At 39.6% G+C, this 23,082-nt stretch carries 18 protein-coding genes; 5 read left to right on the top strand and 13 right to left on the bottom strand.

The window, feature by feature from the left end; genetic code table 11:
- Positions 1 to 174 precede the first annotated feature (174 nt).
- The 3 genes from GVO62_RS07590 (at position 175) to GVO62_RS07580 (ending at position 3,620) form a co-directional block, all read left to right on the top strand.
- Complete coding sequence (locus GVO62_RS07590) at positions 175 to 2,073, top strand: putative bifunctional diguanylate cyclase/phosphodiesterase (protein WP_236547096.1); 1,899 nt, start codon at positions 175 to 177, stop codon at positions 2,071 to 2,073.
- Between the two features lie 148 nt (positions 2,074 to 2,221).
- Positions 2,222 to 3,169, top strand: a complete 948-nt coding sequence (locus tag GVO62_RS07585; RefSeq protein WP_159118437.1) for a DUF3034 family protein — start codon at positions 2,222 to 2,224, stop codon at positions 3,167 to 3,169.
- Between the two features lie 16 nt (positions 3,170 to 3,185).
- On the top strand, positions 3,186 to 3,620 hold the full coding sequence (locus GVO62_RS07580; RefSeq protein ID WP_159118436.1) for a group I truncated hemoglobin: 435 nt from the start codon (positions 3,186 to 3,188) through the stop codon (positions 3,618 to 3,620).
- Between the two features lie 607 nt (positions 3,621 to 4,227).
- On the opposite strand, the gene GVO62_RS07575 is transcribed toward GVO62_RS07580, so the two are convergent.
- The 13 genes from GVO62_RS07575 to zapE all read right to left on the bottom strand — a co-directional run bounded on the left by GVO62_RS07575 (position 4,228) and on the right by zapE (position 20,654).
- The gene (locus GVO62_RS07575; RefSeq protein ID WP_159118435.1) at positions 4,228 to 5,049 is read right to left on the bottom strand and encodes a hypothetical protein; all 822 of its coding nucleotides are present in this window, start codon (positions 5,047 to 5,049) and stop codon (positions 4,228 to 4,230) included.
- A gap of 48 nt (positions 5,050 to 5,097) precedes the next feature.
- On the bottom strand, positions 5,098 to 5,676 hold the full coding sequence (locus tag GVO62_RS07570) for a hypothetical protein (RefSeq protein WP_159118434.1): 579 nt from the start codon (positions 5,674 to 5,676) through the stop codon (positions 5,098 to 5,100).
- Between the two features lie 115 nt (positions 5,677 to 5,791).
- Positions 5,792 to 6,049 (bottom strand): hypothetical protein, encoded by a 258-nt coding sequence (locus GVO62_RS07565; protein ID WP_159118433.1) that lies wholly within the window; start codon positions 6,047 to 6,049, stop codon positions 5,792 to 5,794.
- On the bottom strand, positions 6,046 to 7,647 hold the full coding sequence (locus tag GVO62_RS07560; protein WP_159118432.1) for a TnsD family Tn7-like transposition protein: 1,602 nt from the start codon (positions 7,645 to 7,647) through the stop codon (positions 6,046 to 6,048). The genes GVO62_RS07565 and GVO62_RS07560 overlap by 4 nt, the downstream gene beginning before the upstream one ends.
- Positions 7,644 to 8,558, bottom strand: a complete 915-nt coding sequence (locus GVO62_RS07555) for a hypothetical protein (RefSeq protein WP_159118431.1) — start codon at positions 8,556 to 8,558, stop codon at positions 7,644 to 7,646. Before GVO62_RS07555 ends, GVO62_RS07560 begins: the two co-directional genes overlap by 4 nt.
- Positions 8,559 to 8,562: 4 nt before the next feature.
- Positions 8,563 to 9,858: an AAA family ATPase gene (locus GVO62_RS07550; protein WP_101563526.1), complete on the bottom strand. Its 1,296-nt coding sequence runs from the start codon at positions 9,856 to 9,858 to the stop codon at positions 8,563 to 8,565.
- Positions 9,851 to 12,058, bottom strand: coding sequence for a hypothetical protein (locus GVO62_RS07545; protein WP_159118430.1), 2,208 nt, complete (start codon positions 12,056 to 12,058; stop codon positions 9,851 to 9,853). Before GVO62_RS07545 ends, GVO62_RS07550 begins: the two co-directional genes overlap by 8 nt.
- The gene (locus GVO62_RS07540) at positions 12,046 to 12,948 is read right to left on the bottom strand and encodes a TnsA endonuclease N-terminal domain-containing protein (RefSeq protein ID WP_159118429.1); all 903 of its coding nucleotides are present in this window, start codon (positions 12,946 to 12,948) and stop codon (positions 12,046 to 12,048) included. The genes GVO62_RS07545 and GVO62_RS07540 overlap by 13 nt, the downstream gene beginning before the upstream one ends.
- Before the next feature lie 551 nt (positions 12,949 to 13,499).
- Positions 13,500 to 15,668 carry a DEAD/DEAH box helicase gene (locus tag GVO62_RS07535; protein WP_159118428.1) on the bottom strand — a complete coding sequence of 723 codons (2,169 nt, stop codon included), beginning with the start codon at positions 15,666 to 15,668 and terminating at the stop codon, positions 13,500 to 13,502.
- Complete coding sequence (locus tag GVO62_RS07530; protein WP_159118427.1) at positions 15,665 to 17,113, bottom strand: Hachiman antiphage defense system protein HamA; 1,449 nt, start codon at positions 17,111 to 17,113, stop codon at positions 15,665 to 15,667. Before GVO62_RS07530 ends, GVO62_RS07535 begins: the two co-directional genes overlap by 4 nt.
- The gene (locus GVO62_RS07525) at positions 17,110 to 18,240 is read right to left on the bottom strand and encodes a ComEC/Rec2 family competence protein (protein ID WP_159118426.1); all 1,131 of its coding nucleotides are present in this window, start codon (positions 18,238 to 18,240) and stop codon (positions 17,110 to 17,112) included. The genes GVO62_RS07530 and GVO62_RS07525 overlap by 4 nt, the downstream gene beginning before the upstream one ends.
- A 260-nt stretch (positions 18,241 to 18,500) precedes the next feature.
- Positions 18,501 to 19,223: a YebC/PmpR family DNA-binding transcriptional regulator gene (locus GVO62_RS07520; RefSeq protein ID WP_105930655.1), complete on the bottom strand. Its 723-nt coding sequence runs from the start codon at positions 19,221 to 19,223 to the stop codon at positions 18,501 to 18,503.
- Between the two features lie 333 nt (positions 19,224 to 19,556).
- Complete coding sequence (gene zapE, locus GVO62_RS07515) at positions 19,557 to 20,654, bottom strand: cell division protein ZapE (RefSeq protein WP_159118425.1); 1,098 nt, start codon at positions 20,652 to 20,654, stop codon at positions 19,557 to 19,559.
- Positions 20,655 to 20,909: 255 nt separating this feature from the next.
- Here zapE and GVO62_RS07510 point away from each other — a divergent pair, with 255 nt between their 5' ends.
- Together GVO62_RS07510 and GVO62_RS07505 are read left to right on the top strand one after the other, a co-directional pair.
- On the top strand, positions 20,910 to 21,347 hold the full coding sequence (locus GVO62_RS07510) for a ZapG family protein (protein ID WP_159118424.1): 438 nt from the start codon (positions 20,910 to 20,912) through the stop codon (positions 21,345 to 21,347).
- 88 nt (positions 21,348 to 21,435) lie between these two features.
- Complete coding sequence (locus tag GVO62_RS07505) at positions 21,436 to 22,797, top strand: DegQ family serine endoprotease (RefSeq protein ID WP_159118472.1); 1,362 nt, start codon at positions 21,436 to 21,438, stop codon at positions 22,795 to 22,797.
- Positions 22,798 to 23,082 lie beyond the last annotated feature (285 nt).

Below are 23,082 nucleotides of genomic sequence, written 5' to 3'. Positions count from 1 at the left end.
TCTATTTCATGAATCAGTTTCAAATTATTTTTGAAGATGAATATTACTACAATCGCTAGCTAGTATGAGCGATAGAACGTTTAAGAATATCATTGGTTTTAAAAGAGTTGTTCAGAATCTTAGTTAACACAACACTCATTTTAGCTTTTTCTTATTGCGGAAACAGGAAACACTTTGACAGCAACCAATCAGCCTCGCCAAACAACTGCTGGTCAGCAAGAAATGATTGCAGTCCGCAGAAGCAGGCGCCACACGTTATGCTACGTACTTACCATTATTGGCGTTATTTTCCTGTGTGCGTTGGGTAGCTACAGTTTGTACGATGGGACAATATTTCTAGGCAGCGTACTGCTTATAAACGCAGTCGTTGGTTTAATAAACCTGTATGTATTGAAGCGCTCTAATAATGTAGAGCGAGCCGCTATCATCTTAAGCGCAATTTTGTTTGTCTTAACAATAAGCCTCCTTATCACAGGCGGTAAAGACAACACGGGAATGCTGTGGATATATCCCATTGCCGCAATTAACCTTTTCATCAATCGCTTTTGGCCCGCGGTAGCAGTATTCAGCATTTTCAGTGTGACCAGTACTTTGCTGTTATTTACCCCCTTGTCAGCTATTTTAATGACTAGCTACACCCTTGTTGAGTCTCTCCGCTTCTTACTTACCACACTAGCACTTAATGCTATATGTCTTGCCGCATTGCGATCTGAAGAACGCTCATATGAAACCATCATGCAGCTTCACGACGATGATATTCGTCAGATGGCTTATTATGACACGTTGACAGGCCTACCAAATCGATGGAGCTTTAAAACAAACCTAAATCGAATGTTAAGCAGAGCGGAAAAAGACAATCAGCGTATCGGTTTGCTCTATATTGACCTAGATAACTTTAAACAAGTGAACGACCAGTATGGGCATGAAGCAGGAGATCGTTTGTTGCTCAAATTCAGCGAACGGCTTTGGGAAGCTATTCGTCCAACGGATCAGTTATTTAAAAATAGCACCGAGAGTTTAGCCAGACTTGCCGGGGATGAGTTTGTTGTATTGCTACCGAATATTAAAGAGCCATTAAATGCCGCAACAGTCGCTTCACGCGTTTTAGACGTATTCAACGGCGGCTTTGAAGTCGACGGTATTAAGCATATGACCTATGCAAGCATAGGTATCGCAGTATATCCAGATGATGCAACTGAACCTTCAGAGTTGATAAACCACGCAGATGCAGCAATGTATAACGCAAAACGCAGTGGTAAAAACTGCTTTAGGTTTTTTACGCAAGATATTGCAGACAGCCTTAAAGAGCGTCAACAAATAGAAAAAGGCCTTAAGCTCGCATTAAGTGAAGAGCACTTTTCTTTGGTATATATGCCGATATTTGACTGTGGAGATAGCACCATAGTTGCTGTTGAAGCTTTACTTCGGTGTCACTCGCCGGACCTAAAGGAAATAGGTCCTGATCGTTTCATTCCCGTCGCAGAAGCCACCGGGCTGATAAAAGATATCGACCTTTGGGTTATCAATAATGCGTTGAAGGCACTGGTTAACCTGCAGTCAAAATATGGCTTTGAAGGAAAAATCTGCATAAATATTTCTGGCGTAGAGTTACACAATGAACTCTTCCCCGCTCAAGTAAAAGCGTTACTAGAAACCTATAAAGTGTCGCCTGAATATATAGAACTTGAAGTGACAGAAACTGCTTTTGTCGCCGGTGATACGACATGTATGGCAACTTTGGAAGCGTTAGAAGCGCTGGGCGTGTCATTAGCCTTAGATGATTTTGGCACGGGCTATACCGCATTTAGCCAGCTTATAAATTACCCTGCAGACTGCTTAAAAATAGACCGTTCCTTTGTGAACGATTTATTTTCTGAAAGAGAAGCCAGAAAAAAAATGGTTATGGTGATTCAAAATTTAGCCAAATTATATGGCCTGCGTGTTATTGCCGAGGGTGTTGAAACTCAAGAGCAACTTGAATATTTAAAACAAAGCGGCTGTGACTGGGCACAAGGTTATTACTTATCTAAACCACTTATTTGGAACGATTTCATTAAAAAATTACATGCTTAGGTAAACGTTTGCACTAATGAATAAGCAAACTAAATAATGTACTACGCGATACGATTAGCCTACGCTGGGCAACCTTGATACCATTATGTAGCCAATATGCTGTTCAAAGAAATATGGAATAGCTGCAACATAAAATAGGATTTTCCTTATGATAAAGGTTTTGCTGTTATCCTCTTTGCTCATTTCATTTACAACATTCGCTGACAGTGGTTCTCGTTTAGTAGCCTCAGGCGGGATTACAGGTTTTGAAGGCGCCGCTGGTGGCGGCATAACCCCTTGGGCATTTATCGGTGGATACACGAGTAAAGAAGAAGTTAGTTACTCTGCCAATATTCAATATTTAAGCCTAAACGATTATACGCTCACTACGGCTGGTGCGGGTTTTAGCCTATTTGACCGCGTCGAAATTAGCTTACAGCGCCAGCGCTTAGATATTTCATCTGGGCTAACCAGCAATGTGTTTGCTTTACTTACCGAAGGTGCAATATCTAACGCTAACAGCGCGACAGTTGAACAGGATATTGTAGGCGCGAAAGTTAAAGTATTTGGAGATGGCGTCTTCGCACAAGATTCTTGGCTTCCTCAAATAGCGATAGGCGTCCAGTACAAGAAAAACAGAGATTTTGATAGCTCACTCTCTCTTCCTGATGGCTCTGTACCACTTCCTGAAACAGGCGTTCCGCTTCTATTAGGGGCAAAAGACGACAGCGGCACTGACGTGTACCTCTCAGCGACAAAATTATGGTTAGGCACACCGTCTGGCTATAACTTACTCACCAATTTAACCGCCAGGTACACAAAAGCAAATGTGTTTGGTTTACTAGGGTTTGGGGCCGAAGGTGATGACAGTGCAAAACTTGAATGGGAAGGTTCATTGGCTCTTCTAATCAGCCCAACTACAGCCATTGGCACTGAGTTTAGAACCCAAGCCAATCGATTAGGCGGACTAGCCGAAGAAGACACAGTTGTTGATGCCTTTATTGCCTATTTTCCCAATAAGTCACTTTCAATTACCGCTGCCTATGTCGATTTGGGCAACTTGCCGCTACAAGAAAGTTCTTCAGGCTTTTATTTAACGATAAATGGCAATTTTTAATGGGGAGATACCACCTATGAAGTTGTTGAAATGTGTTCCCATTGCAGCAATAGCACTGCTAAACATTTTACTTTCTGGTTGTGCAAGTACTGAAAAGCAAAGCCTGTATGATGAAATTGGTGGCCATAAAACCCTGAACACTATATACGGCGTTGCCATTACCCGTATTTATACCGACCCTGTCATTGGTCACTACTTTAAAGGGGTGCCAAAAAAGCATCTACGAGACCAGCTCGTTTTGCAAACCTGTGAGCTTATTGGTGGACCTTGCGAGTACGATGGAAAAACCATGTTGGAATCTCACACTGGTCTTAACATCAAAGAGCGTGAGTTCTATATTTTGGTTGAGTATGTTCAAGGCGCTATGCGCGACGTGGGTCTTACCTATCAACAGGAAAATCGAATCTTCAAGAAATTAGCACCGATAAAATATCAAACCGTAAACCTTTAAAAGTACCAATCGTCACCGGTAGTACTTGCTTCATGCTTACGCAATGTAACTTTTGTACGCTGCAGATACGTCTGAAATGAAAAACCCTCGAGTTATCGAGGGCTTTTATGATTTTTATTAAGCCTTTAAATTAATGTTTACAGTAAATAAGTCGTTTAATACTGCCCAGTAAAATCAATAAGTGGGTGGAACCTTATTTTTAATAAAGATGTTTAAAAAAATCAATCTCATAGTCGAAACTTTGTAAGTAGCTGCCTTCCCCAAGCTAGTACTTAAGCGACAGCTATGAGGCCTTTAGCGGATGTTGGACATAACTTTTGCGAAAGTCCGCTTCAGACAAACAGCAGACCTTCAGGCTTTAGGTTTTACACTTTCGATTGAAATTGATTTTGATGGAATGAGTATGTAATTGACAGGGTCCGTTTGATGAGCCCTTTACTTAAGTACCTTCAAAAACTAAAGTTTCTCTTCGTATTCCTTTTCGAATCTTTCTCTTAATTTTAACCAGTCATTTTCAGAGTGCCTATCAAAGCGTGCAACAACAAGCTGTGATGATATACCAAGAATTAATTGTTAAGGCTAATGCACAAATCAAAATGCAGTAGAATTAGCCTCGTGTTTTCAGAAAGCAAGAGGGCAATAGGTCTACGGGCACTTCGAACTTCTTGTTGGCGGGTATTTCGGGCCTATCAATTGGGCTAAATGTTTTCGTTTTCAACACGGCGGTTGTATCGCCAATGTTGGCTTTCACATCAACACCCAGTTTACGACCTACTATGGTCAATAACGTAACGGGCTCACAAAAGTAATGATTATTTTCAAGTGCCGTTCTGAAGTATTTGGTTGTGTGTAAGTGCTTGTCAAACAGAAGGCGTGCACCTTCTTTCATTAAACTGGGCTCGTTGTTTACAACGCCTCTTACAAGCTTGCTAACCCCGGGTTGAATATAGAATTCACTTTTTTTGCTTTCCAGCTTTTCTATACCATCAAGCATTTGTATAGCGGCATCGGTTTCACCGCGCCATAGATGGGCAAGCATAAGGTAGAATTCTGGCGGAGCTCTAAATCTCATATCGTTGGGAATGTCCAGTGCTAAAAGTAGAGCTGCCGACTCCTCAACCTGTTCTTCATAACCGAGCAATAGTGCGTAACTAAATAGGGCGTATTGATAGCTGTTATCATGAGATACTTTATTCTCTGCTACGGCCATCCTAGAATTTGGAATAACGTCGACAAACAACTTTTCTGATAAATTTTCATCACCGAGTAGGTTCGCTTTAAATCCCCCTACAAAGCTTGTGCCAGCTGTACCATAGTAACTCGTCACCTTGTTGGCCGCAGTGGCTGGATTATAACATTCGATGGTCTGAAGTGTATCTTTCAACTGAAGTGAAAGCTCTTGTTTAGTGTCGTCTGGAAGTTGTTTCATTCTTTTCCTTAAAGAGGCCTCGCAAAAGGGCCCCAATTACTTAACGCCTTATTTTTTTAGTGGCAATTCAATAATTACGATTTCATTAATTTGAGATGACCCGCCAACACCCAGTTCAGTTTTTTTTGTGAGCCCCTGCGTAACACCTGCGCCAGCATGCCTGTCTTTCACAACAGTGTAACGGGTTTTAATCTTTCCACTGTTAAATGCATTCCTAATCTCTTGCTTTTGAGATGCGCTGAGGCCTGAGGTTCGAGACAATGCGCCACTTTTTCTATCTATCCCAAAAAGGTAGTTATCTGTAAGCTGCCTACCATCTGCTGTGGAACTTAGGCCAGAAAGCCCTGCGTTGCCGCTGCTGTCCAATCCTTGTCTGTCACTGCATTTAAAGTTAGATATGAGCCAGTGACTTAACCCCAACTCATTTGTTGATTTGGCAAGTTTTTTTTTCTTTCTAAAGACAGCAATTGTAGAAAACGATGCTTCAACAGTACCGATTAAATCATTAAGGATATTACTATCATCACTCGAATAAAGCCGTTTGGGCTTAATGATAGTGTTGAGCACGGCTTTTTTATGCGTAAGACTGTCTGCCTCTGAAAATGATTCTCCCCAAGGGTGTTTCACACTTACCTTTTATAGTGAAATAGAGTCCAGTGTCTTCAACGAGACTTTGGGTTGAAATTTAAGCTATACTATTTTTGAGGTTGTGTATTATCGCGATTATACAGGGGGAGAAACGCTACCTACGTTTCTCTCCCTCTTTATTTGTGTTCGTCTTAAATGACATTACAGCTTCGCCAGTCATTAATTGTAATTGCTCTTGGCCTGTCAGTTGACGCTCAACTATCATTCCGACATAGGCCCACTGCTCTATTTGCTCACTGGGTGTTTTCGGGTAATTAGCTATCGCTTGCTTTGCGTCATCTATCAAAGAGCTATCAAGTTGCAACTTATCACTCCTCTGACTCGCTCTATTACTTCCAGATTTTTTTGTCATTCGCTCTTCCCTTCATTGCTCTGTGTTATTTTGAACTTGACCATGTCATACATGCGCTTGCACCTTGAAAGCTTAGTAAAATTGCATGTAAACCAGCGATGATTACCAAATGCTTTGTCTAACGCATATTTACTAGGCAATTTGTTGGTTGTTTCTAATTGTTGCTTAAGGAACCCTTTGAATTTGGGAAAAAGAGATGTGTCTCGCTTCTCCCAAATTTTTGCACTGTAATTGGCATGGTTGCCTTGGATGGGAAAGGTAGCATCAAGCCACGTTTTGTCGTATTGATATGCCCAGTTCAAAGCGTTTCCTTGATGCTCTTTTAACTCTGAACGCTTAAGTAGGCCACGGCGTTTTCTCTCTTCGATTAGAGTCGCTCTTACGGCATCCCGCTTTTCGTACATTCTTAAATATTGACGCCATAGGCTTAGCCCATCAACAGACTGAACTACTCCAGTAATCGATGGTTCTGACACACCAAGTTTGGCTGCAATATCCTTACAACTCACATTTTCGATTGCCATTTTTATTGCTTGTCGTTCTATGTCAGCGGTGACAATTTGTTTTCGTTCTGTTGTCTTTACGCCAATTCGGTTGGCTAATTGTTTTACGTAGCCATGACTCACTTTCAAGCGCCTGCTTATCTCCGCAACGTTAAATTGATAACTTTGTAATAGTGCTATTGCTCGTGACTCAATTGTCTCAGACATTTTTAGGGGTTTAGGAGCAGGTATTGGGGGAGGCGCTGATTTTTCGCGCAGTCCTTTTACTACAAATTCAAGCAAAATAGGTTTCAATGGATGAATGCTTAAATCTCGTTCAAAAATTATTCGACGAATACTTCTGGTATTCAACACACTGGGGAGACAAAGCGCTTCAGCTACCTCGTTATAGCGCTCTAACACCGTAGACATCCGAATATGCATTTGCGATGTAAACAGCCCTCGTGAGTGAAATAGACTTTTAAAGTATTGCTGACCAACATTTTCATTATTGTTGCTACGTAGCAATTGCACAATATGCTTTGCGAATTCTATCTGCTGTGCATTAGCGTCTGAAGGAATAACAGACTGTATTGACTTAAAATAACGTGGGAGCCGATATTTTCGATGGTTAAAAGGAACACTGGTTAATTCACACCCATGTTTGAAGCATGCATTCACTCCCCACAATTGGTGTGACAAATGCCAATAAGCGATACCTATTTTAGCCATATCTTCTTTAGCACATTCTGGGCAGTAATTGCTTTGTATTAAAGAGCCAAATGCCAACTGTGGTGAGCATGAAAGGTTTGCTATGTTCATATCACCAGCGCCACACATTGCCGCCTTCAGTGCTTCATGGCGGGCGTTATAAAGAATATGCAAAGGGTAAGCTGTGTGGTTATGTAAGAGATAGTCTATACCGTATTCAGAGTGACAAGAGATATCCTGAATATGACTAGGCAAAAGCTGATTTAAACACGCCCCTTCATAGCCGAACCATTCCAACGAAGTATCTGAGTATGAGACATCTCCCCATAGCCAATGACACCGAGCAACATACGAAAACAAAGTCTCATCAGGTTGAATTCGAGGTGTGTACAAGATTCTACTCATGGCCGATATTCATGCATGTAGAAAAACTTGAATAACAAAAACATTAAAGGATGAATACTGCCATTTTGAGCCATCATAGCACTGGCTTTGAATGCAATATTATTAGCAGTGACTTCAGCAAAACGTTGTAAATTTGGAAACAAAACAATGAAGTATCGTTGGAGCGCACTTTGCCATTGCTTATTGAGAGTAACGCTCACTTTACTTGGGGAATGGGAATAGAAGCTACTCTCCATAAACACACGCTTGTGAAGTTCGACTTGCTCCCGCTGATATTCAATACCGCTTCTCATCAGAAGCTTGGTTTCCCAATCAAGCCAACGATGAAAAAGTGTAATATGAGGAGTGCTAAAAAAAGATTTATCAAAAAAATCGCCTGAGCATTCAAACCCATTAAACTCGCTCACTAAACGTTGCCTCAGCGCGGTATTATGCTGATGACAAATAAAAGCAGTCATTGCTTGATGATCTGCTTTCCAAATAGCAAAGCCCTTGGCTCTTATTTCTTCATCATGGCACTTTGAGCAGTATTTTAGAGAGTGATAAGGCATTAGTAGCTTTTCAGCATTAAACAGTACGCGTCCAGTTGCCTTGTCATTCAATTGAGTTTTCACATGTGCATTTAATACATCACGAGAGATGAATCCTTGCCAATATTTGCCCACCATATTGTCAGTCAATACATCCTCGAATCTTTTTCTTCCATAGGCTTGTACTGCAAACTTCACTGCCCACCTTGGCATGGTCTCTCCTATCAAACGAGGACTTGATATTTGAAAAAGGCTTAAAAATTCCTTTGGAGCGAAAAAGTCTGCATACTCCTTGAGTCGATAGAAATAGGTCGGAAGATACTCACCGGGTTTGATGTTAATATTCTCTAGCATTATGGATGAAAGACTGGTGTTCAACATGAGCTCACTCGTCCCCCATATCTAGGGCTTGAAGTCGCTTTATCCGATCAATGCGTTCTTGCTTTTTTGAGTCCTTTTTCTGCGTAGTTTTATCAACTATTTGCGCTGTTTTTTCCGCAGAATTGGCTGGCGTGACATCAACTTTAGGTAGCTTCGGTTTAATCGATTCTTTGCGTATGTGAGTGGCTACATGCGCTGTATACAAAGAGTTAAATCGATTACTTTTGGTCATACTCAAATTCGCACTTAGTATATGATTTACTAGTCGCTTCAACTTGCTTATGTTCCCTTCACAATAATAAAAAATTGCATGTTCAAACTCCTTATCAACTAACTTCTCGCCCATACCTAAAAAGTTCGTGCTTAAGGCTTTAACCATTGTCTTCCATGTTATGTGTTCAATAGAGTGATCACTTAGAATAAACTTACCATCACTGATTAAACGCCGTTCAGACTGCTCGCTCTGTTCAGGAGCACTGAAAAGGTCGCCAGCTTCAGGCGTACCAATGAAAATCATTGGCACGCCTAAGTCGTTGAAAAACTCTTCTAAAAAAACATTAGTAACAACCTTGTTATCCTTCGTGGTTTTAGAGTTTAAAACCCATTGGACATCATCTATTACAAGTAAACCAAGGCCAACCATTCGACATATTTTAATGACATAAATAACCTGCTCACCAACAGTGTCTCTGCTTGGAAGCTTTGCAGTGAAATGACTATTGAGCTTTTTATCGATGGCATTAAGAATTGAAACTAAGAAAGCTTTTTTACTTGTCGCACTTTTAATATAAGTTTTTACAAACATGACCTGCGGTAGTCGTCTAAATCCAGTGTTTTCAGAAGGGGGATGAAAGTTATCAAGAGGTTCAAACGTTTCTAACAACTTATCATGAACGGTAGTTTTACCATGCCCAGAGCGCCCCATACAAAGCATGGCAGTACCAGCGTCTATTAGAGTATTTGGAGCAGGCAAGTCTTTTACCGAAACCTCGCCGTTTTCAACTAAGTTGAGATATTTATCGTAATCGTCTGTCTTAGGGTGGCGATTGAGATAACCAATAAGGATCATGTGATGAATTTGATTATACAAATCAAATGTATACTCTGGCGGAACATAAAATCGTTTAGCCAAACCAACACGTTTGATACCGTTTGATAATGTAGAATAATTGGGAGTAATATCGTCCCTTGCCGATAGTCGAGATATTAATTCAGATTCAGTTAGCTTCAGCATCTGAAGCGATGTAATAAATGGATTATCATCAATCCATTTTTCAAGCAGAAGGGTCGCTTCAGTCATCACTGCCTCCTTCACTATTTAACGATGGAGTATCAAAGTAATCTGCGGATGAATCAATTGCACTAGTGCCAAACACATTTCGAGTTTCAATAACATCTCTGGCGTTTTCTGATTTCTGTGCTTGCCTGAAGTTGTCCTGTATTCCGGCAACGATGCCTTTGCGGTCTGGAGGTCTGGTAGAAGTGTTTTCGTTTGATAACTCACGTTCTTCAGCTATCGATGCTTGCAAGGCAACGTTTGCCATTCTTCGGTCTTTACGATTGATAGACATCCTTTGCTTTTCGATTTGTTTTTGCTGCTTAATTTCTTCAGCAGTTAGGTCTTCAAACCTTTCATCATGCGACGCCAGTGTGAATTCGATGATTTCCGTACCAAAATGTTTTGATAAGTACCATGCGTAACGCGGGTCATCCTTGTTTACACGCACTTTTATTAAAGGCTTCTCCTGACCACTAAAGCTGATCTTTTGTTGCCAATCTTGGAAGCCTTTGTGGGATGTTCTATATGTAAGCTCACTCGATAAAATGAGTATACCGTCGATGGATACTTTTGCTTCCTCTTGTTCCAACATCGCGTACATCACTAGTTTTTTGGGGCGACGATTTCCAGAAGCCATTCTTTTAGAAATGTGTTTATTCCATAGCGCTAAAGGCGTCGGCTTAACACCTTCAAACACATCAAAAGATTGTAACCGTGTGTGGTTCATTCTTTGACGATTAAACGACAAAATCGATTCAATAATTAGTCGATTTAACGAGTCAATATCATGTATGGCGAAGTTTGAAGGGTGAACGGCATCTTTTGCAGGATTCGGCTTTACACTCCCGTCCAATCGCTGAAACAGAATTTTGTCTTGAGAATCAAAATTTACCTCTACAGTCCCCTTTTTTTTACTTAAGTAAGAAGTTGCAAAGGTAATGGTTTCTAATTTCAAGTCTGCTGCCAGCATGTCATCATAAAGACTAGTGGTATATTCTCCCCCTCTATCGCAGAACAACCTTACGCATACGTGTTGGCAAGGCCAATCATCTTCGTCGATTTGAATTCCGTACCTTGCACAAAAATCAACTTTATTCGTAAAAGCATTGTAAAGTGCTTTTTTGACCGCGGAAACGCCGCGCTGATAAGTAATGCAATAGCCTACGATAACCCCCGAAAAGGTATCAACTACGAAGTACAAGTACGGGCGACCAATCACCTCTTTAGCTGTATATTCGCCCCTGCTGTTGATTCTCGATACCACGTAAATATTTAGTGTAGTGGCATCAATTTCATATGTGTCACTTGGTCCAATAGAGTTTTCTTGTGCTTTACCACGCGTAATGTCTTGATTATTTTGAACTGCCTTTACACTCGTTTTAAGCTCTTCCCACTTCTTCCAATCTACATGCTTTTGAAAGTGAGCCGTAAATTGATCAATAGAAATATACTTACGAAAGTCAAGGTAGCGCTCTTTACGTCCATATACGTCAGCCGATGAATAACAAAGGCGTTGGCAAAACTCGCTATGTAACGAAGTATATTTGTGGTCAGAAACTTTAGATAAATGCTTTTTTATGAATTGTTTAATTCGCTTTATGTCTTCTTGCGTAGCATCTCGTCTTAAATATTCGTCGGAATCGCCTTTTGCGCCAATAAACGTTCCACCTCGTTTAGCTCTCTTCGCTTCAGCCTCTTCACTATTTAAAGGTAACTTTCGATTAGTTCCACAAAGATACGTTAGTGGTAATAGCGCTAAAGGGTGAGAACCAAATGCTAAGTATTGATTGAGATAGTTATATAACGACTGAGGGGTTATCTTGGCTTGCTTGGCGTAAGCATCAAAAGATTTTCTGGATAAATCGCCTTTGATATATAATTCTATGTCATTAGATTCAATTAGTGGTCTTATTTTTGAATATCTCTCATACGCCGTGGCTACACGACTTTCTGTGGCAGACAAATAATGTCTAGACGAACTAAACGTATTAGGCATTCTTTCAAACATGTCCCATGCACGCCCTTCGATATCTTCGCCAACTTTAACCAGAATAGGCTTAATAGGTTTTTTACGTTGTAGAGATAGCGCAACTACTTTTGATTCAGGAAAAGTATACGCAACGGTATATTCGAGTTCTTTCTCATCTATATTTTTAGCTTTTATGATTTCGTTAATTGAATAATCAAATGCCTCTTCTGTCGGAAGACCTACCATTCCCATGCGTAGTCCTCCTTAGCTTTAAAGACAAAACTTGCATCAGCAAGCGGACGAAATAGGTCTACCTGTAAGCCTTTATGCCAGATGAGATACCAAAATACGCCGTATGTTTTTTCAAACGAGATAGACATTTTTTTGGATACCAAAAAAACCAAATCTGCCAATCGATGACGCTTTCTACCAGTAAGGAATTCTAAAAAATGAACTTGAAAAGACTTAAGAATAATATGGGGAACATCAAGGTTACGATGCCTTCTAGCTATTGCAAGATTTTTGACTAAGTTCGGACTCAACGTCCAATGTGAAGATGTAATTAAACGATACTCTTGCTGCTTTTCATCTTCCCAATAAGCTTGTTCGATTTTCAGTTTATCTTGTGTGCGGCCAGTAACAGCATCACCACTATCTACTATAAGCACTTCATCATTGTATTTTAACGAGACAGCAATCTTTTTTGTTTCACCTGTCATAATATCGACATATTGAAAACAGAAATCTGTAGTCATGATAGATGCTTGATACCCTTGATTAGCATCTTTTACCAATCCACGTTTTGGTGCAAAACGGGGATGGGCGATATTCAGACGAGACGCAACCGCTAATGTTGTATCAACATCTATTAAAGGATATTGCGTCTTTACCTTAGAGACGTTTTTTAAATAACTGAGTGTCAATCCAAAATGCCGTTCCATGTCTGAAAAGTATTCGTGACGTTGTGTTTCTTGGGCTAGTTGCTCAGTTGAGGCATTTCCCATGCTTGAGAACTGACGAGCGGTTTTATACGGAATGTACTTACCTTCGAATTCTCTCCGGGTTAAGTAATCGTCAATTTTATTTTCAGTTAACTCAGTAACAGTTGGCTGTTTAATTTTAGGTGAATTTGCATTTTTCATAACTTACTTTCCAATGGCTACAAATCGGAAAATAGTCTTGAATATCGAAATTGACAAGGAAAAGCACAAAAACCACGAAAAGTTATTGGTAAAGTCAATAAATTCGTTGAAAACAAAAAAAATAACTAACCACAAACAACTAGAATGTGTAACTATTAAAGGTTTTTATTGATAAAAACGAGAGGCTGAACTGAATTTCACTTCGAAACTCACTTTATCGTAACAAACAAATTAACTTTGTCAACAAAGGTCATACTTGACGGGCAACTCATGCATTACTAAAATTTTAAAATTGACAATTTACCCAACATTTACGTAATGAGAATCACAGAAGAAAAATTGATAGAATTTGAGTTATTTCTGAAGCCATTTAACAAAAGCAACAAACTAGCGTTTGAGCACTTCGTAAAGCAACATCGATTCGCTGAAAGCACTGAAGAAAAAATAGTTAAGAACTCAAAATCATCTTCGTCGAAAAAATGATCTGAAGCCAATTGTTCATTTATAAAACATCAAAACTTAACCAGTTTTTTTAAATTTAGTAAAAAATTCTATATATAGGATAGAGATTTTTTCAAAAATTTCTGTTCAAATTCTGTTAAATAAGGAAACGAATCATTTCTAGATTTTGAAAGCACTTCAATTACAGAGTCAATATTCTCTAAATCTTCAATATCAGTAAACTCTATGACTTTCTTGGCTATTTGATTAGGAATACCAAACTCTTCAAGTGAGTTAATTGCGGATGGTAAATAGAAATTTTCTAGTGATGCAGCGAATGCCTTATAGTCTCCATAGCTGTAATCAAACCTTTTAAAAATAACTTCCTGTATATCGCTGATAGCATATATGATTTTTGGAAGATTATAATTAACTAAATTTTTCTTGAAATTAAACACTGACTGAACAGCATCATCAATACAATAAGATTGATCATTTTTACCCCAAAATTTATAATCTTCTAGGATCAAGTTTCTATCATCTACTTTATTAATTATATCAATGAGTTTTTTATTTAATTGAGCTTTGGTCCTTACCGTGCCTCCCCCCATTGCTGAAATATTGAAGTAGTCGAATAAAATCATTGAAAAATGCTTTAGTTCTTCATCGCTTGGGTAGATGCTGTTCCATTGCATTGAATTGTTCCAAGAACCACAGTTTTCAATCAAATCTTCAGCAAATTTAATTAACTTATTAGGGTTGATTCCTTGATGTTTTAGTAGCAAAGATATGGGAAGTACGTCCTGATCGTAGAATTTCCTAACTTTGTCCTTATTGTTATTGTCCTTAACTTCTGTACCTAGTTGAAGCAATAAAGACTCTGATGCGTTCTCACTTTGAGTTAGTACAGGGACATCTATAAATGGTAGTTCGACTTGGGGTTTATCGCCAAAAATAAAAACATTTCCGACAAAATGTTCAAACATTCTTCCAGAGCGTCCGGATATGTTGTTAAACGTAAACATATCTAGCTTTGTTTTTCTCGTAATACAGTCATCGTATATTACGATATTCTTAGCGTTGGTATTTACACCTTCGATCAAAGTCGATGTACAAATAAGAATATTAATCTTTGAGTCGTTAAACAAGTCGACAATTAAAGCTCCCACAGCTCTAGGTAGCTGAGCATGATGATATGCAACACCATGTTTCACACCTTCAACGAGAGACCAATCTTCATGAAAATTATCAGATAGCCATTCAGATAAATCATCATTAGCATTGTCAGGGACTAAAAGTTCCGATTGGATCAGCCTATACAGCAATGAACTGACTCTTTTAGGTGATTTACAGTAAATTACTGTTTGCTCATCGCGACCTATATTTTTCAATATGTTGAATAATTTTTGATCTCTTTCAACATCAACAATTGCATCTTTACCTGTCGCTTCTATTGGGTAAAAGTATTCATTTGTAGCGACAGTCACATAGGAATCGAACTTAAGAAATGTACATCTTAATTCTTCTTCAATACCAGAAACTAACCCATTAACCTTCGGGCCAAGCATGTAGAACCTCTTGCATTCCTTATACAATTTTCTAAACGCCAAGTTTAGTCTGTCGCACCTCTCATCATTAGAGTTAGTTGGTGCTAGCTTGTAAAACTCATCAATAATAAAAAAATCTATTGATGATAATCCTTTGTATTCTAGGACTCTCTCCTGAGTGAGAATGTAAATGTTACGTTTAGTAGATTCCTGAGTAACTTGAGTAATGATTTTATATTTATCTTTATATTTGAATAGCTTTTTCTTTAACTCATCGATCAGGGCTATTGTTGGGACAACAATTACTATATTGTCAAATTCATTACTAGCAACTAAGGCTTCAATTATCAGGCTTTTACCAAAACTTGTGGGGGCACTAAGAATGATATTTTCACCATTCATGATTCTGTGAAACACTTCTGCTTGTCGTATATGAAATGTTTTTCCATTGTCTTGAGGAGTAGTAAATAAACTCTGCTTTATTTTGTCTTTAGTCGTTGAATTTTTTCTATCCATGTAAGGAAAAAGCCCCAACTCACCTAACAAATGATCCAAAATGAAAGCACCTCTCATTTCTTTTTTCCGCTCTAACGCTCTAATAACAATATCTTGGACTAAAGTGTCATGAGTATGACTATTAAATTCATTAATAAGAGATGAAAGAAAGCTATCCCAATCGTCAAATGAGCTATTATTCAATTTAATTTTTGCTTCTTGATACCAATCAATCATGAGTTCAACTCCTTAATTAATGCATCATTAAGTTGATTAATGTTAGATACGGGAAAGTAAAAGACTCTTAAATTAATTAATTTGACTAGACTTTCGTTAAGCTCACCTTGAATCAATCTTCGGCACGCTTGAATCTCACCTTCAAAGGAGCTAATAAATTTGTTCTTATCGTAGTTGGTTATAAGCTCACTATCGTGCATGATGAAAATCGGTATTATGATCTTATCAAACCTATCTTCTAAATCGAGTTCTGAGTCAGCAAGCCTTTCTAATTTATTTTTATGTGGCCAAGTCGAATCGATCTCGGAAGTAAGGGCATACAAGCGTGTTTTAAGGGATTGTATGTTTGCAATGTATTCTACGTTTTCAATTGCTTGTTTTACTGCATCTTCAACTGTAGTGCTCACAGAAGATGCTCCTATCCATAACTCGATGCTATCAAAGTTTAAAACTGCATGAGTGCAAGAAAACGTTTTGTTGTTTTGATCGAAAACTTTGTTCATTATCGGAATAGTTGAGTATGATTCACGGATAGCAATATGCAGACAAAGATCCGCTAATGCATTCAAATCTGATGACGGATAGTTATCTCTAGCGTACTTGAATAAACTCCTAGAGCTTCCCTTAAAATTAGCTTTAGCTTTATGAGAAAGGGCATAGTCGATAATCCAGTCATACACAGTCTCAGTGAAATTGCCTATATTCCAACATTCAAGAGTGAAACCTATATCAATACCCTTGATGCTAGGCATATCTTTAGTGCAATGTATGCAATAACTAAAGGGAGATTTAGGGTAAGTTGGCGATTTATAATCTAAACCCTCTTGGAGTTTTACTGCAATACTATCTGACTCTATAGCTTTTTTTATCGATTCATCATTTAAAAAATCAACAGCCGAAACCGCATAAAGGGTGTTGCTGCTTTGCTGTACTAAAAGAATACCTATACATCTACCACCATAGAGTACCGGAGACCCGGACATACCTTTGTACTGACTGACAGTACTTGATTGAGAAACTTCAAAGCTAAATTCTTTTGAAGTCATATGAGCAAATGTATTAGTTACCTCAACATTTATTGGTGCATGGTAGTGCCCCTTCTCAACTGGATAACCACATAACTTTACTTCACTATCCTGACTAATTGTTGTTTTATACAATTCGATAATGTTGCTAGTAATTCCATTTGCTACTTTCAGAATAGCCACATCGAGTTGATCACTTCCGTAAATGTAAGTCGCCTCAATCCATTTATCATCGGCATAATTATCACTAGACAGGAATATCTTTAGTGATGCGGCTTCACTAACGACATGGTTAGCTGTTAATATCAAGCTATCAGAAATAGAAAAACAAGTACCTCTCTTACATGAACCATTAGACGTTAATGACTCAACAATATAAATAGAATCTAGTTTAAAATCTTTGATTAAATCTGTGCTCATAAGACAACCTCACAAGAGTTCATGGATAAAATTATGTTGGGGTAGTTATTTTCAAGATCAGTCATGAACCAATCAGGAATATGCTCCACTTCATAATTTAAAAAGATCTCTGCTCCAGAACTTTTGTTGACAACTGCTATTCGTGCCAACACCTCCAAATCAGGATGACCATGTGATTTACCATTTGTACTAATCAGGTATTTATTGCAAACAATCCGCTTTAACAACTCTAAGCTGGTGTTATTTTTGCTTCCATGATGTGATATTTTCACAGCATCGACTTCTATATTTTTTAACTCGAGATCATCTAGCCAAGACGTAACCATCTTGGCATCACAATCAGATAGGTAAAGTAATCGTTTACCATTTGATTCAATCAAAAAAGATAGACTGCTCTTATTAGGTAGGGAGTTATCATCTTCAAAATTTACTTTGGACAAAGATTCAATACAAGTTTCTTCGGAGGAAGTGATAGGAACAACATTTTTGACAGAGCCTTGGAGATTCTTAGCATATTGTTCAAACGCTTCATAATAAGCTTTGCTAATAATTTTGGGTTTTATACGTCTTTCATTTAATTTATCTTCCCAGTCGCTTTTCAAGTCTTGTAAAGCAGCCTTCTCGGGACCGATAATTGAAAACTTTATTGAACCAACATAAAAACTTTGACATTTTTCTCTATAAAGAGCTGTGCCGTCAACAATAACGTTACAGTGACAATTCTTTTTAGCAAGTAAGTACGATAACGAAGAGCCTTCTGAGTACCCTATTTGTTCACTATTTCGGGTTGTAGAACCTTCTACTGACAAGGCCTTCAATTTTGTGTCAGATATACGGTCCGGCTCATCGGTATCGCCCAACTGACCAAATAGTTGCTCAGCACCATTAAAATAAAACTGTTCTATATTGGGGCAGTCATCATGCAGAAGTAATTTAATAATGCCATTAACATGATCATTATCGATATGAGTGACGATCAATGAGTCTATTTTATCTTTGCCAATAATACTCCCTTTCCAATTTGAAAAAGATTGAGCCGTACCACCATCAATTAAGACAAACTCAGATTGGGTTTCTATTGAAATACAATCTCCATTATCTGCTTTTTGCATTCTAATTTTTAGCATTTTAGATTTCAGTCTTCCTAACCTAGCTATATGCTAACAGACTCTATACCGAAACTCTTGATTTTAAGAAGGTATTAATAGATTACGGTGACAAATAAATCAATTTGGTATTTCACAGAGATTCGAGACTAACGTTGATTGTTACTACTAGAGACAATAAAAAAGCCCACTTCAAAGTGGGCTTTAGCTATCTATTAAACGCTTTATTTACTGTAAACGACTTATTTAATCTCAGTAAACGTTTTATTTACTCAAATCAATTAATTAGGCGTAATCGCGTTGTGGTAAACGTCTTGTACGTCGTCACAATCGTTAAGCATGTCCATGAATTTTTCAAACATCGGCATGTCTTCTTCACTAATCTCAGTTTCAGTCTGAGGCATCCAGCTCATTTCTTCTGCAATGAAAGTAATGTCTGGGTAGGCTTCAGTTAGCGCTGTTTTTACTTGGTAAAACTCGGTGTGCGGCGCATATACGGTTACTTTACCGTCTTCAACTTCAACCTCAGTTACGTCTACGTCTGCTTCCATTAGCACTTCTAAGATGGCGTCTTCGTCGTCACCCTCAAATTGGAAAACAGCCTGGTGATCGAACATGTGCGATACCGCACCCTGTGCACCTAGCTTGGCATTAGTTTTAGTGAAGCAGTTGCGCACTTCAGTAATGGTACGGTTTGCGTTGTCAGACAAGCAATCAACAATAACCATACAGTTACCCGGGCCAAAGCCTTCGTAACGCATAGGCTGGAAGTCTTCGCCTGCGCCGCCAGCGGCTTTATCTATCGCTTTTTCAATAACGTGGCTTGGTACTTGGTCTTTCTTTGCTTTTTCCATTAGGCGGCGAAGTGAAAGGTTAGTGTCTGGGTCGGCACCACCATTTTTCGCACATACGTAAATTTCTTTACCGTATTTAGAATAAACTTTAGTTTTTTGGCCGGCAGTTTTTGCCATGGCGTTTTTACGTACTTCGAATGCTCTTCCCATCTTAAAATTCTCTTTTTCGCAATTTAAAATGCTGCGTTGGGTTTTATCGGGCTACTATTTGCCTGACCATTAAACCAGGCTGCGCCGCTCTGCCTTACTTGGTAACATTGCCGAACGCGACGTTTCTAAAATGGCGCAGCGCGACAGTGCTTAGAATTACCAAGCGAAACATTGCCTAAAATAACGGCAGGCTAAGCAACACAAAAAATTTGGGCGAAATTCTACCTTAATTTTAATGTAATACCAATGTGAACGCCCCTAGAAAGGCTATAGGTAAATAGATTTCACATTTTCAATGAGTTCAAAATGTACTCTGACCCCACACACTTGTGCTTACGGCAAGTGTTCGGTTGCTAGGTAGTCGTGTGACTGCATTTCCTTTAAGCGGCTAAGACAGCGCCTGAACTCAAAGTTAAGTAGTCCTTCGGTATACAGGCTTTCCAACGCGACTTCTGCAGATATGATCAGCTTTACATTTCGCTCGTAGAATTCGTCCACCATGGCAATAAAACGGCGCGCCACATCGTCATTATGTTGCCCCATTTCCATAACATTGGCTAATAGCACCGAATGATAACAACGGCTTAACTCGATATAGTCACTTTGGCTGCGAGGACCTCCACACAGGGCTTTAAAATCAATCATTAATACCCCGTCAGCATTTCTAAGCGTTGGTATTTCGCGATTGTTCACCTCAATGTCTTCGCCTTGAGAGCCTTCTTCTGGCGCTAGCTGAGAAAAGTAGCTATGCAAGTTCTCGGTGGCTTTTTCGTCAAGTGGGTAGTGATAAATTTCGGCTTGCTCTAACGTTCTAAGACGATAATCAATACCGCTATCAACATTTACCACACGGGTATTCTGATTTAGTAAGTCGATGGCTGGTAAAAACCGCGCACGTTGCAATCCGTTTTTATATAAATCGTCAGGTACTATGTTCGACGTCGCCACCAGCACAATACCGTGCCCGAACAGCTCTTCCATTAACGTGCCTAAAATCATGGCATCGGTTATATCAGACACGAAAAACTCGTCAAAGCATATTACCCGCGCTTCTTTTGCCAGCTTAGCAGCCACTAACTTTAGGGGGTCTTGGGCACTTTTGAGCTGCTTTAATTCGTCGTGTACACGATACATAAAACGGTGAAAGTGAACGCGCATCTTCTTTTCAAACGGGAGACAATCGTAGAAAGTATCAACAAGGTAGGTTTTGCCTCGCCCTACTCCTCCATAGAAGTAGATACCCTGAATACCTGGTTTGGCGTGGCCTTTACCAAATGCTGCTTTTAACTTCACCCGCCACGTTGTTTTCTTTTCAGGCTGAGTCAGTTCGTCGAACAAACGTTGAAGTTCTTTTACTGCATTTTCTTGTGCTGCGTCGTAATGAAAATCAGACGACTGAAGATCTAGCTGATATTTTTCCCATGGCGTCATCGCCGAATTCACTCCGTACAAAAGTCAATAGTGGCGCTTGCTGCACCGACCTGCTTGAATTTCTCAATTATGACCTTAATTTTAATGGAAATCACGGTAGAATCTCACATTGAAATTCGACATACACTGAATAAATGTGACTATGTATGCGCTTTTCGGGTTTGACCTTGCTATATTCAGCTTATGGTCGAAAGCAGCTTTTAGATCGTACAACAAAAGGTCGGCTGCGCGATGTAGATTTATTCGGAGAATATAATGGAATTGTTAGTATCTCTTGCTCTATTAGTTGTTGGTTTAATTATTGGCTTTTTTGTAGGTCGTTTTTTTCAGCAAAAGCAGGGCGCAGGCAGTGCTGCACAGACTGAGAAGCAAGTTAAAGAGATCCTTGCACAGCAAGCACAGCATCACATTCATCAAACTCGTCAGAGTTTAGAGAGCATTGAAAGCCAGTGCGAAACACTAAAGCAACAGATTGTTGAGTACGAAACACTGCTTGAGCAAGGCGGTGAAGAAGAAGGCAGCAAAGTCCCGTTCTACGGGGAGCAAGCCACAACCTATTTACGTAATAATCTAAAAGGTTCAGATAAGTCTAAAGTTAACCGTGTTTCTGACACACAGCCAAAGGACTTTGCAAACTCAGGTTCAGGGTTGTTCGTCGGTGGTTCTGAGCAGAATAACGCAGAAAAACAGTAACATCGGGAACTTTATCACGACCTCGGACTCTTTTAGTGAAACCATGCTATGTCGCATATAACATGAAGGAGTGTAAGCGAACATGAAAATGTCTTTCCGCCATTGTCTATTGGCGTCTGCCGTTGTTGTTAGTTCTCTGGGCTTTACTGCTAACACACAGGCGGCGTTACCGTTCTTTTCAGATAAAAAAGATGAAGTTCCCTCTCTAGCACCCATGCTGGAAGAGGCGACGCCTGCCGTAGTAAGTATTGCTGTAGAAGGCACGCAAACTTCTACACAGCGTGTACCAGAAATGTTTCGCTACTTCTTTGGTGCACCGCAAGAGCAAGTTCAGGAACGTCCTTTCCGAGGTCTAGGTTCTGGGGTCATAATTGATGCGGACAAAGGTTACGTAGTAACCAATAACCACGTAGTTGATAACGCGGATGAAATCACCGTCAAATTAACGGATGGTCGTGAGTTCAAAGCGAAGAAGCTGGGTTCAGATGAACAAAGCGATATCGCGCTACTGAAAATTGATCCGGACGATTTGAAAGCACTGCCATTAGCCGACTCAGATGCCCTGCGTGTGGGCGACTTTGTGGTAGCAATTGGTAACCCATTTGGTCTATCGCAAACAGTCACCTCAGGTATTGTTAGCGCATTAGGTCGTTCAGGTTTAAACATTGGCGGGTACGAAGATTTCATTCAAACTGACGCCGCAATCAACCGAGGTAACTCGGGCGGTGCACTGGTTAACCTACGTGGCGAACTCGTTGGAATTAACACCGCAATTTTTGGTCCCAACGGCGGAAACGTTGGTATCGGCTTTGCCATTCCAGCAAACATGATGAAGAGTTTAGTTGATCAGATTGCTGAGTTTGGTGAAGTAAGACGCGGCCTGTTAGGTATTCTTGGTAGTGACATCGATGCGGGTCTGGCTGAAGCCATGAATGCTGAGGTTAACATTGGTGCATTCGTTAGTGAGGTGCAGCCTGATTCAGCAGCAGAAAAAGGTGGAATTCAAGCGGGTGATATTATTACCGCTATAAATGGACGTAAACTTAACAGCTTCCAAGAGTTGCGAGCTAAGATTGCAAGCATGGGGGCCGGCGCTGAAGTTGAGCTTACTGTTATGCGCAAAGGTAAGAAAATGAAGGTAGATGTGGTGCTAGATGATGCGGCAGATACCACTGTTACTGCGGCTCAAATACACCCAGCGCTTGAGGGTGCAACGCTCGCAAACGGTACTGATGACGCGGGTAATGCCGGTGTTGTAGTGTCTGACATTGAACGTGGTGCACCAGCGGCGCGCATTGGTTTACAGTCTGAAGACGTGATCATAGGTGTTAACCGAGTTCGCACATCTACCGTGGCTGAGTTCAGAAATGCACTAGATGAAGCGAAAGGTGTTATTGCGCTTAACGTGAAACGCGGTAATTCAACATTGTACTTGGTTATCAGACAATAGCTTTAGGCTAGATTGAAAGTTTGACTAATAGAAAACGGCGCTTCTTTAAAGCGCCGTTTTTATTTGAATACTAGAATATGGCAAACGTGAACAGTTTGTCTGACACCATTGAAGGGAAATGATAATTCAAATTCGATTGCACTAAATTTGCTTTTCATTACGGTAGTTTATTCAATTAAGTGATATCCTTTATGTTAAGAATGATAATTTAAAAACGTCGCGCTTTTTTATGATGTCGCACCACAAAAATAGTGCGTTTAGAGTAAGTGCGACAGAAAACGATAA

Source organism: Alteromonas sp. KUL150 (assembly GCF_009811475.1).
Taxonomy (GTDB): domain Bacteria; phylum Pseudomonadota; class Gammaproteobacteria; order Enterobacterales; family Alteromonadaceae; genus Alteromonas; species Alteromonas gracilis.
The sequence above is the reverse complement of the archived record's forward strand: the minus strand, read 5'-3'. Positions and strand labels throughout refer to the sequence as shown.